Below are 11,301 nucleotides of genomic sequence, written 5' to 3' on the forward strand. Positions count from 1 at the left end.
CACTCAGTGCGACGCGCCCGTCAGGCGGTTGGCGAACGTCGACACCGTGTACGTGCCGATGCCCAGGACGACCTCCAGGGCGTTCTGGCGGGTGTGGCCGTGGGACAGGAACGCGTCCAGGGCGTCGTCGGGGACCGCGCCCGCCGTCGCGTACACGGCCAGCGTGAACTTGCGTACGGCTTCGAGGCGTTCGTCCGTCAGTGGCTCGCCCTCCCGCAGCTCGGCTATCAGCGACTCCGGCGCGCCGAGGCCGCGCAGCTTGGCCGTGTGCATGTTCACGCACAGGTCGCACGCGTTGCGGGTGGCGACCGTCATGATCACGACCTCGCGGGCCACCGGTTCGAGCGTCGTGCGCTCGAAGAGGGCGCTCATCTTCAGGAAGCCCTCCAGCGTGTGCGGTGAGGTGGCCAGCCGGGCCACGGCCGGGGACAGGTGCCCCAGGTTCTTGATCGTTCCCTCCATCGCGCGGCGCGACTCGGCCGGTGCGGACTCCAGGGTGTGCTCGGTGAATGCCACGGCGTTCCTGCTCCCCATAAGATGGACAACGTGGTTGACGACAAGAAGGTAAACCAGGTTGTCGGTTCTCGCAACGGAGAAAGCGAGGAGGCGCCCACCCCCGGCTACGAGCTGCCCCTGCTCCTCCTCGGCGGCTTCCGCTCCCTCATCGACCGCCTCCATGCCGAGCTCGCCCGCCAGGGCCACCCCGACCTGCGGCCCGCCCACGGCTTCGCGCTCCAGGCCGTCGGGCCCGGCGGAGCCACCGCGAGCGAGATCGGGCGGCGGCTCGGCGTCTCCAAGCAGGCCGCCGGCAAGACCGTCGACCGCCTGGAGGCCCTGGGCTACGCCGAACGCGCCGACGACCCCGCCGACGCCCGCCGCAAGGTCGTCCGCATCACCCCGCGCGGTTTCGACGCGCTCGCCCGGTCGGCGGCCGTGTTCGATGAACTGCGCGCCGACTGGGTCCGTACGCTGGGCGCCGGTCCCGTACGCGACCTGGAGGCGGCCCTGCGCACGGTCGTCCCGCCGGAGGCGTTCCGCCTCGACGCGTCGAGCTGGTTCGCGGGCTCATAGCCGCGTACGCACTCAGGTTCGACAGCCCGTGTCCTGGGCTCCGTGCGTATCGTTGTACCGGGTGGCTGGCCGCCGGGGAGCGGAGGCCGGGGAGGAGCGCCACGATGACCGTCGTAGACGTCGTAGATACCGACAGGATCGAGATGGCCGAGAGCGAAGAAGAGCTCACCTTGGACACGTTGTTCGAGTGGCTCGAAAAGATGCCTTTCCCCGAGGGTTACAAGACCGAGATCGTCGGGGGGAACATCTTCATGGCGCCGCAGCGGCAGGTCCACTTCGAGATCATCCTGGACCTCCTCGAGCAGTTGCGAACCAAATACCCACGGAAGCGTTTGGCCTCTGACGTCCGCATCGACTTTCCCGGCCACCTCAACGGCTTCGCCTGCGATGTCGTGGCGATGAAGGACGGCGCGACCTTGAACGAATCGGGGCGCTGGCGCTACACGGACGTCGAATTCGTTGCCGAGGTGATTTCCAGGCGTACGGCCTCGAACGACTATGGCCCCAAGAAGGCCGCGTTCGCTGCTGCCGACGTGCCCGCCTACCTGATCGTCGACCCGTACACCGGCAAGTGGCACCTGCATACTCTGCCGAAGGACGATGAGTACCACTGCACTCTTTCGCTCGACTTCGGTGACGCCATCGATCTCACGCAGACGCCCGTGGGGCTCACTCTCACCACCGAGGAGTTCCCCCGAGGCTGAACGCCCTTGCTTCGAGCGCACTTCAACAGGTTCGCTGGTCCCCCATGGAGTACACGCAGCTCGGACGCACAGGTCTCAAGGTCAGCCGTCTCGTCCTCGGCACCATGAACTTCGGCCCGCAGACGGATGAGGCCGACAGCCACGCGCTCATGGACGCGGCCCACGACGCCGGTATCAACTTCTTCGACACCGCCAACATCTACGGCAAGGCCGAACACAAGGGCCTCACCGAGGAGATCGTCGGCAACTGGTTCGCGCAGGGCGGTGGGCGCCGCGACAAGACGGTCCTGGCGACCAAGGGCTACGGGAACATGACCCAGGACGGCACCCCCTGGAACATCACCTCCTGGCCCAACCACGACCGGCTCTCCTCACTCAACATCCGGCGCTCGGTGGAGGCCAGCCTCAAGCGGCTCGGCACGGACTACATAGACATCTACCAGTTCCACCACGTCGACCGGGCCACTCCTTTCGAGGAGATCTGGCAGGCCATGGACGTCCTCGTACAGCAGGGCAAGGTCCTGTACGTCGGCACCTCCAACTTCCCCGGCTACAAGATCGCCCAGGCCAATGAAGTCGCCTCCCGCACCGGCCGGTTGGGGCTCGTCAGCGAGCAGTGCCTCTACAACCTCGCCGAGCGCCGCGCCGAGATGGAGGTCATTCCGGCGGCCCAGGAGTACGGCGTCGGGATCATCCCCTGGTCCCCGCTCCACCAGGGCTTGCTCGGCGGCGCCCTGCGCAAGGAGCGGGCGGGCGACGGGGCGCGCACCAAGGCCGGCAGGTCCGCCGCCGGGCTCGCGGATCCGGCGGTCCGGGCGCAGGTGCAGGCGTACGAGGACCTGCTCGCCAAGCACGAACTGGAGCCGGGCGAGACGGCGTTGGCCTGGCTGCTCACCCGGCCGGGCGTGACCGGCCCGATCGTCGGCCCGCGCACCGCCGAGCAGCTCGCGTCGGCTCTGCGAGCGGTGGAGCTGGAGCTGAGCGAGGAGGTGCTGGCCGGGCTCGACGAGATCTTCCCCGGGCCGGGCCCCTCGCCGGAGGCCTTCGCCTGGTAGGAGCCGGGTGGCGCGTGGTGCTTGCTTGAAGCGCACTTCAAGGCGTTCGCTGGTGCCTCATGGAGTACACACAGCTCGGACGCACAGGTCTCAAGGTCAGCCGTCTCGTCCTCGGCACCATGAACTTCGGCCCGCAGACGGACGAGGCCGACAGCCACGCGCTCATGGACGCCGCCCACGACGCGGGCGTCAACTTCTTCGACACCGCCAATGTCTACGGTCAGAGCGCCGGGAAGGGCCGCACCGAGGAGATCATCGGCAACTGGTTCGCGCAGGGCGGCGGGCGCCGCGACAAGACGGTCCTGGCCACGAAGGCGTACGGGAACATGTCCGTCGACGGCGCCCCCGTCTGGCCGAACCACGACAAGCTCTCCGCGCTCAACATCCGCCGGGCGGTCGAGGGAAGTCTGAAGCGGCTCGGTACGGACTACATCGACGTCTACCAGTTCCACCACGTGGACCGGGCCACTCCTTTCGAGGAGATCTGGCAGGCCATGGACGTCCTCGTACGGGAGGGGAAGATCCTGTACGTCGGCACGTCGAACTTCCCCGGCTACAAGATCGCCCAGGCCAATGAAGTCGCCGCGCGGACCGGGCGGTTGGGGCTGGTCAGCGAGCAGTGCTTCTACAACCTCGCCGAGCGCCGCGCCGAGATGGAGGTGATCCCGGCGGCCCAGGAGTACGGCGTGGGGATCATCCCCTGGTCCCCGCTGTACGGGGGCCTGCTCGGCGGGGCGCTGCGCAAGGAGCGCGAGGGCGGGGGCTCGCGGTCGACCGGCGGCCGGGCCGCCGAATCGCTGAAGGACCCGGTGGTGCGGGCCCGGATCCAGGCGTACGAGGACCTGCTCGCCGAGCACGGCCTGGAGCCGGGCGAGGTGGGGCTCGCATGGCTCCTCACCCGGCCCGGCGTGACGGGCCCGATCGTCGGCCCGCGCACGGCGGACCAGCTGGCCTCGGCCCTGCGCGCGGTGGAGCTGAAGCTGGACGAGGAGCTGCTGGCGTCCCTGGAGGAGATCTTCCCGGGACCGGGGCCGTCGCCGGAGGCGTTCGCCTGGTAGGCCCCGGGCGTCAGCCCGCGTAGGCCCCGCCCACCCCCCACCCCTGGTGCATCGCGTCGGCGAACGCCGCCGCCAGCTTGTGCTCGCCCGAGGCGGAGGGGTGGGTGCCGTCGTATGTGTCCTGGTGGATGTCGTACGTCGGCGGGTGGGAGGCCAGGAGCAGCGGGGAGGACGGCTGGTCCAGGTCCGCCACCGCCTTGGCCAGGAGCTCGTTGAAGCGGGCGACCTCGGCGGCGAAGGGCGCGTCCGTCTCCGCCCGGACGTTGGGGATGACCGGCAGCAGGACCATCCGGACCGCCGGGTTGGCCGTGCGCGCCGCCGTCACGAAGGCGCGGACGTTGGCGGCCGTCTGGTCGCTGTCGGTGTAGAAGCCGAGGTCTATCAGGCCGAGCGAGACCAGCAGGACGTCGGCGCCCGCCTCGGCCGCCGCCTCGCGGATCAGCGGGGCCATGTGCAGCCAGCCCTCGCCCCAGCCGGAGAGGTGGCGGCGGGCCGCGGCCGGGAAGTCCGCCGCCCCGTACGCGTACGACAGCGGGGCGCCCGCCTCCGTGTCGTACAGCTCGGTGCGCGGCCCGACGATCTCGAAAGGGCCGTCGAAGGACGTGCTCAGGTGCTGCCACATCCGGTAGCGCCAGGTGATGTCGCCGGCGCGTCCGATGGTCATGGAGTCGCCGACGAACATGAAACGCATGGGGCCATGATGGCGGATCACCTGGACGGCTTCGACGGGCTGCCACGTGACGATGGACACTTGGTCCCATGCGTTTCCCGATGCGTTCCGTTCTGTCCGCCGCCACGGCCGCCGGGCTCGTCGTGCTGGGGGCGGCCGCGGCCGCCGCCGACGACGGCGACTTCACGATCAAGGACCCCCGGATCAAGGAGTCCAGCGGTCTCGCCGCCAGCCGGGCCCACCCGGGGATCTACTGGACGCACAACGACAGCGACGACGGGCCCTACGTCTACGCGATCGACTCGAAGACGGGCGAGACCGTCGCCCGGATCACCATGACCGGCGTCGGCCGCCCGCGTGACGTCGAAGCGATCTCGGTCGGCTCGGACGGGAACGTGTACGTGGGGGACATCGGGGACAATCTCGGCGGCACCTGGAAGAACGTCTGGATCTACAAGTTCCCCGAGCCCCAGCGGCTCAAGGACGCGACGGTCAAGGCGACGCAGTACGTGGTGAAGTACGCCGACGGGCCGCGCAACGCCGAGGCGATGATGGTCCACCCGAAGACCGGCCGCCTCTACATCGCCTCCAAGAAGGAGGGCGGCGGCGGGCTGTACGAGGGCCCGGAGCACCTCTCCACGGCCGGGACGAACGTGTTCCGGCGGATCGACGACGTCCCGTGGGTCACCGACGGCGCCTTCTCCCCGGACGGTACGAAGCTGGCGCTGCGGGGGTACTTCTGGGCGGCCGAGTACGACTGGAAGGGCGGGAAGCTGGGGGCGCGGCACGGTGTCTCGGCACCGCTGATGCGGCAGGCGGAGTCCGTCACGTACACGCTGGACGGGAAGGGGCTGCTCTTCGGGAGCGAGGGGGAGGGGAGTCCGGTGCGGCGGGTCGCTGTCGCGGGCGCGGACAAGTCGCCGTCCGGCGGGGGGAGTTCACCCTCGGGCGGCCCTGCGAGCCGCGCCTCGGGGGACTCCGGGGGCGACAACCGGAACCTGGTGTACGGGGCGCTGGTGGTGGTGGGCGCGGGGGCCGCGTGGGTGGGGCTGAAACGGCGCGTTCGGCGGGGGTGATCGGGCCCGGTCTTTGTCTGCGGGTGTGTGGGTGGCTGGTCGCGCAGTTCCCCGCGCCCCTTAGGTAGTCGGCCGCAGCCGGAGTGCTGAGCTCAGCCACAGGCTTTTAGGGGCGCGGGGAACTGCGCGAGAAGCGGCCAAGGTCCGCAGACGAACGAGGGTGTCGGGGGGCACGGCAACCTCCCGGAGGAGCCGTACCCCCTAGGGGCGCGGGGAACTGCGCGAGCAACCCGCCACTCAGCCGCAGACGAAGGCCGGGTCGCCGCCGGATGTCACAGTTGCTCGATCACGTAGTCGACACACGCCGTCAGCGCCTCGACGTCCGCCGGGTCGATCGCCGGGAACATCGCGATGCGCAACTGGTTGCGGCCCAGCTTGCGGTACGGCTCCGTGTCCACGATCCCGTTCGCCCGCAGCACCTTCGCCACCGCCGCCGCGTCCACCTCTTCCGAGAAGTCGATCGTGCCGATCACCTGCGACCGCTTCGCCGCGTCGGTGACGAACGGGCTGGCGTGCTTGGACTCCTCGGCCCAGCCGTACAGCGCCTTGGCGGACGCGGCCGTACGGCCGGTCGACCACGCCAGACCACCCTGCCCGTTGATCCACTTCAGCTGCTCGTTGAGCAGGAAGAGCGTGGCGAGGGCCGGGGTGTTGTACGTCTGGTTCTTCAGCGAGTTGTCGATCGCCGTCGGGAGGCTGAAGAACTCCGGGATGTGGCGGCCGGAGGAGTGGATCCGCGCCGCGCGCTCCAGGGCGGCGGGGGAGAACACCGCGATCCACAGGCCGCCGTCGGAGGCGAAGGACTTCTGCGGGGCGAAGTAGTAGACGTCGCTCTCGGCGATGTCGACCGGGAGGCCGCCCGCGCCCGAGGTCGCGTCGACCAGGACCAGCGCGCCCTCGTCGGCGCCCGCGACCCGCTTGACGGGGGCGGCGACACCGGTGGAGGTCTCGTTGTGGGTGAGCGCGTAGACGTCGACGCCCGCCTCGGCGGCCGGGTCCGGGTGCGTACCGGGCTCGGAGGCGATCACGGACGGCTCGGCGAGCCACGGCGCCAGCTTCGCGGCCTTGGCGAACTTGGACGAGAACTCGCCGAAGTTCAGGTGCTGCGACTTGTTCTCGATCAGCCCGTGCGTCGCGACGTCCCAGAACGCGGTCGAGCCGCCATTGCCCAGGATCACCTCGTACCCCTCGGGCAGCGAGAACAGGTCCCGTACGCCCTGGCGGACCTCGCCGACCAGGTTCTTGACCGGGGCCTGCCGGTGGGAGGTGCCCAGCAGCGAGCTACCGGTGGCGGCCAGGGCGTCCAGCGCCTGGGTCCGCACCTTGGAGGGGCCCGCGCCGAAACGGCCGTCGGCGGGCTTCATGTCAGCGGGAATCTGGATCTCAGCCACGAGCGCAGGGTATCGGCAGGCCGTGGAGCGCGCGGCTGCGGTCCACCCCGCGAGACGCGCGCGGCGGCCGTCACACCCGCCGGGGGCCGGGCCGGGCAGGCTGTCCCCCATGGGCGACACGGGTGGGACGGGCACGGCGGGTCGGGCGGCGGCTTCGGACGCGTGGCGGCGGGAGCTGCGGGCGGCCGTGCGCGGCGAGGCCGACTTCTCGGCGGGCGCGCGGGCGCTGATGACGATGGACGCGTCCAACTACCGGCGGGTGCCGGACGCGGTGGTCGCGCCCCGGGACGCCGAGGACGTGGCGGCGGTCCTCGCCGTCTGCCGGGAGCACGGCGTGCCGGTGGTGCCGCGCGGCGGCGGGACCTCGATCGCGGGCCAGGCCACCGGCACCGGCGTCGTCCTCGACTTCACCCGGCACATGCGGGCGCTGCTCTCGGTGGACGCCGGGGCGCGTACGGCGGTGGTCCAGCCGGGTCTCGTCCTGGACGTGCTGCGCGAGGCGGTCCGGCCGTACGGGCTGACCTTCGGGCCCGATCCGTCGACGCACAGCCGCTGCACGCTGGGCGGGATGATCGGCAACAACGCCTGCGGCGCGCACTCGGTGGCGTACGGGACGACCGCCGACAACGTCCACGAGCTGGCGGTGGTGAGCGGCGCGGGCGAGGCGCTGCGGCTCGGGCGCGGCTGGGGCGGCGCCCCGGCGGGGCTGCGCGGCTTCGTGGACCGCAACCTCGCCGCGCTGCGCACCGGCTACCCGCAGGACCTGCCGCGCCGGATCTCCGGCTACGCCATGGACGCGCTGCTGCCCGAGCGCGGCACGGACCTGGCGCGCGCCTTCTGCGGCGGCGAGGGCACGCTCGGCGTGCTGACCGAGGCGACCGTACGGCTGGTGGAGCTGCCGGGGGCGCGGGCGCTCGCCGTGCTCGGGTACCCGGACGAGAGCGCGGCGGCCGAGGCCGCGCCCGCGCTGCTGCCGTACGGGCCGCTCACCGTCGAGGGGATGGCCGCCGACCTGGTGCGCGGCGCGGCCTGGCTGCCGCGCGGCGGCGCCTGGCTCTTCGTGGAGACGGGCGGCGCGACCCCGGCCGAGGCGCTGGCCCGGGCCCGGGAGCTGGTGCGGGCGGCGGAGCCGCTGGACGCGGCCGTGGTCACCGACCCGGCCGGGCAGCGGGCGCTGTGGCGGGTACGCGAGGACGCGGCCGGGACGGCGACGCGGATGCCGGACGGCAGCGAGGCGTGGCCCGGCTGGGAGGACTGCGCGGTGCCGCCCGCGCGCCTCGGCCCGTATCTGCGCGACTTCCGCGCGCTGCTGAAGGAGCACGGCCTGCGCGGCACCCCGTACGGGCACTTCGGCGACGGCTGTGTCCACGTCCGGATCGACTTCGACCTCATGAGCGCGGCGGGCGTGGCGCGCTTTCGCCGCTTCTCCGAGGAGCTGGCCGGCCTGGTGGCCGCGCACGGAGGTTCGCTCTCCGGCGAGCACGGCGACGGCCAGGCGCGGGCGGAGCTGCTGGCGACGATGTACGGGGCCGAACTGGTCGGCCTCTTCGGGCGTTTCAAGGACGTGTGGGACCCGGCGGGGCTGCTCAACCCCGAGATCCTGGCCCGTCCGGCCCGGCTGGACGAGAACCTGCGGTTCGCGGTGCTGCCGAGGCGGCCGGTGGAGGTGGAGTTCGGCTACCGGGAGGACGGCGGGGACTTCGCGGCGGCGGTGCGGCGGTGTGTGGGGGTGGCCAAGTGCCGTACCGCGTCGCCCTCGCCAGGGGTGATGTGCCCGTCCTTCCGGGCCACCGGCGAGGAGGCGCACTCGACGCGGGGCCGGGCGCGGCTGCTGCACGAGATGCTGGCGGGCGAGGTCGTCACCGGCGGCTGGCGCTCGCCCGAGGTGCGCGACGCGCTGGATCTCTGTCTGTCCTGCAAGGGCTGCCGCAGCGACTGCCCGGTCGGGGTGGACATGGCCACGTACAAGGCGGAGTTCCTGCACCACCACTACGCGGGCCGGCTGCGCCCGCCGTCCCACTACGCCATGGGGTGGCTGCCCCGCTGGCTGCGGCTGGCGGCGCCGTGGGCGCGGGGCCTGAACGCGGCGGCCCGCCTTCGCCCGCTGACGTCCGTCGTGAAACGGCTGGCGGGGATCGCGCCGGAGCGGAGCCTGCCGGTGCCGGCGCCCCGGACGCTGCGGCGGCGGCTGAGCGGGCGCCCGGCGGGGGAGCTCCCCGTGGCGGCCGTCCTGTGGCCGGACACCTTCACCGACCACTTCTCGCCGGAGGTGGGGCTGGCGGCGGTACGCGTCCTCGAGGCGGCCGGGGTGGGGACCGTGGTGCCCGAGGGGCGGGTGTGCTGCGGTCTGACGTACGTCTCGACCGGCCAGCTCGCCCGCGCCCGCGCGACCCTGCGCCGCACGCTTGACGCGATGGAGCCGCTGCTGGAGCGGGGCCTGCCGGTCGTCGTGCTCGAACCGAGCTGCGCGGCGGCGCTGCGGACCGATCTGCCGGAGCTGCTGCCGGACGACCCGAGGGCGGCGCGGCTGGCGGCCTCGGTACGTACGTTCGCGCAGGCGCTGGAGGAGGGCGCGCCGGACTGGACTCCGCCGTACCTGGGGCGGCCGGTGGTCGGGCAGACGCACTGCCACCAGCACGCGGTGCTCGGGGACGCGGCCGAGCGCCGGCTGCGGGAGCGGGCCGGGCTGACGGGGGAGCTGAGCGGCGGCTGCTGCGGTCTGGCCGGGAACTTCGGCTTCGAGCGGGGCCACTGGGAGGTGTCGGTGGCCTGCGCGGAGGACGAACTGCTCCCGGCGGTACGCGCGGCCGCGCCCGGCACGGAGGTCCTGGCGGACGGCTTCTCCTGCCGTACGCAACTGGAGCAGCTGGCGGGGCGGCGGGCCCGGCATCTGGCGCAGGTGCTGGCGGACGGGCTGGGTGGTGAGGGGTAGGGGGCGGCGGCACCGCTTACATTGGATGGAGGGCGAGGTTCCGTCACGGGCCGAAAAGGCTGGACCGGGCTGGGGTGCATGGTGCACTATTTTATTCACCCAAGTTCAATGAAATGAACTGTCCGCCCACCCGCCCGAGTCTTACGCGTACTCCAGCAAGGGAACCCCGGTGACCACTCAGCACGCCGCCGCAGCAGAGCCGACCGCCACGGCGGCGGCGACCGTCGCCACGCCGGAGGCGGCGGGCGGGCTCCGAGGGGCCCGGGGGCGGGGAGCGGCGCTGGCCCCCGTCGCGCTGGTGATCTCCGCGGGCATATCCGTGCAGTTCGGCTCGGCGGTGGCGGTGATGCTGATGCCGAGGGCGGGGGCGGCGGGAGTCGTGACCCTGCGTCTGGCGGCGGCGGCCGTGGTCCTGCTGGTCCTCTGCCGCCCCAGGGTGCGGGGCTACCGGCGGGCGGACTGGGGCACGGTCGTCGCCTTCGGCGCCGCGATGGCGGGGATGAACGGCCTCTTCTACCAGGCGGTCGACCGCATCCCGCTCGGCACGGCGGTGACCCTGGAGGTCCTGGGCCCCCTCACCCTCTCGGTCCTGGCGTCGCGCCGCCTGGTCAACGTCGTCTGGGCCGGGCTGGCGCTGGCCGGTGTGGCGCTGCTGGGCGGCGGCGGGGGGTTCGGGGCGCTGGACCTCGTCGGGGCGGGGTTCGCGGTGGGGGCGGGAGCGTGCTGGGCGGTGTACATCCTGTTCAGCGCCCGTACGGGCCGCCGCTTCCCGCAGGCGGACGGCCTGGCGCTGGCGATGGCGGTGGCGGCGGTCCTGTCGCTGCCGCTGGGCGCCGTGCAGTCGGGCGGGAAGCTGCTGGTGCCGTCGACGGTCGCCCTGGGCGTGGCGGTCGCCCTGCTCTCCTCCGTCCTCCCGTACACCCTGGAACTCCTGGCCCTGCGCCGCCTTCCCGCGTCCACGTTCGCGATCCTGATGAGCCTGGAACCGGCCATCGCGGCGACGGCGGGCTTCCTGATCCTCCACCAGGCCCTCTCGGTGGTGGACGCGGTGGGGATCGGGCTGGTGATCGGGGCGAGCGTGGGGGCGGTGCGACGCTGAGTGGGCCCGGCCTTTGTCTGCGGCGGAGTGGTGGGCTGGCCGCGCAGTTCCCCGCGCCCCTAGGCAGTCCGTTCGCTCGGGCGGTCCCCGTGGCCCCGAGATTCGCTTTCGGCTGCGGGCCGTGGCGGGTTGCTCGCGCAGTTCCCCGCGCCCCTAGGTAGTACGCCCCCTCCGCGGGGTGCCCGCGCCCCTGGGCAGTCCGTTCGCGCGGGCGGTTCCCGTGTCCCCGGGATCCGTTTTCGTCT

Annotated in this window: 10 protein-coding genes; 7 read left to right on the forward strand and 3 right to left on the reverse strand. The window is 72.4% G+C overall.

Translation table 11 applies throughout. The features are described 5' to 3' along the window. Positions 1 to 3: 3 nt before the first annotated feature. Positions 4 to 534, reverse strand: coding sequence for a carboxymuconolactone decarboxylase family protein (locus tag ABD236_RS33360; RefSeq protein WP_344080884.1), 531 nt, complete (start codon positions 532 to 534; stop codon positions 4 to 6). Positions 535 to 537: 3 nt separating this feature from the next. Here ABD236_RS33360 and ABD236_RS33365 point away from each other — a divergent pair, with 3 nt between their 5' ends. The 4 genes from ABD236_RS33365 to ABD236_RS33380 all read left to right on the forward strand — a co-directional run bounded on the left by ABD236_RS33365 (position 538) and on the right by ABD236_RS33380 (position 3,888). Then, on the forward strand, positions 538 to 1,071 hold the full coding sequence (locus ABD236_RS33365) for a MarR family winged helix-turn-helix transcriptional regulator (protein ID WP_344080887.1): 534 nt from the start codon (positions 538 to 540) through the stop codon (positions 1,069 to 1,071). A 104-nt stretch (positions 1,072 to 1,175) separates the two neighbouring features. Then, a complete protein-coding gene (locus ABD236_RS33370; RefSeq protein ID WP_344080890.1) occupies positions 1,176 to 1,775 on the forward strand; it encodes a Uma2 family endonuclease in 600 nt (199 codons plus the stop codon). A 44-nt stretch (positions 1,776 to 1,819) separates the two neighbouring features. Next, positions 1,820 to 2,830 (forward strand): aldo/keto reductase, encoded by a 1,011-nt coding sequence (locus tag ABD236_RS33375; RefSeq protein WP_344080893.1) that lies wholly within the window; start codon positions 1,820 to 1,822, stop codon positions 2,828 to 2,830. A 59-nt stretch (positions 2,831 to 2,889) separates the two neighbouring features. Beyond that, on the forward strand, positions 2,890 to 3,888 hold the full coding sequence (locus ABD236_RS33380; protein WP_344080896.1) for an aldo/keto reductase: 999 nt from the start codon (positions 2,890 to 2,892) through the stop codon (positions 3,886 to 3,888). Between the two features lie 10 nt (positions 3,889 to 3,898). On the opposite strand, the gene ABD236_RS33385 is transcribed toward ABD236_RS33380, so the two are convergent. Next, complete coding sequence (locus tag ABD236_RS33385; protein ID WP_344080899.1) at positions 3,899 to 4,579, reverse strand: GDSL-type esterase/lipase family protein; 681 nt, start codon at positions 4,577 to 4,579, stop codon at positions 3,899 to 3,901. Positions 4,580 to 4,647: 68 nt separating this feature from the next. Between ABD236_RS33385 and ABD236_RS33390 the strand changes: the two genes are divergently transcribed. Then, entirely contained in the window at positions 4,648 to 5,634 is a 987-nt protein-coding gene (locus ABD236_RS33390) for a WD40 repeat domain-containing protein (RefSeq protein ID WP_344080903.1), read from the forward strand. Positions 5,635 to 5,906: 272 nt separating this feature from the next. On the opposite strand, the gene serC is transcribed toward ABD236_RS33390, so the two are convergent. Next, positions 5,907 to 7,025: a phosphoserine transaminase gene (gene serC / locus ABD236_RS33395; protein WP_344080906.1), complete on the reverse strand. Its 1,119-nt coding sequence runs from the start codon at positions 7,023 to 7,025 to the stop codon at positions 5,907 to 5,909. Positions 7,026 to 7,134: 109 nt separating this feature from the next. On the opposite strand from serC, the gene ABD236_RS33400 reads away from it, so the two are divergent. Then, positions 7,135 to 9,957, forward strand: a complete 2,823-nt coding sequence (locus ABD236_RS33400) for an FAD-binding and (Fe-S)-binding domain-containing protein (RefSeq protein WP_344080909.1) — start codon at positions 7,135 to 7,137, stop codon at positions 9,955 to 9,957. A gap of 169 nt (positions 9,958 to 10,126) precedes the next feature. Further along, positions 10,127 to 11,056 (forward strand): EamA family transporter, encoded by a 930-nt coding sequence (locus ABD236_RS33405; protein ID WP_344080912.1) that lies wholly within the window; start codon positions 10,127 to 10,129, stop codon positions 11,054 to 11,056. The last annotated feature ends 245 nt before the right edge of the window (positions 11,057 to 11,301 follow it).

Origin of the sequence: Streptomyces crystallinus, assembly GCF_039521265.1 — a bacterium.
Lineage (GTDB): Bacteria > Actinomycetota > Actinomycetes > Streptomycetales > Streptomycetaceae > Streptomyces > Streptomyces crystallinus.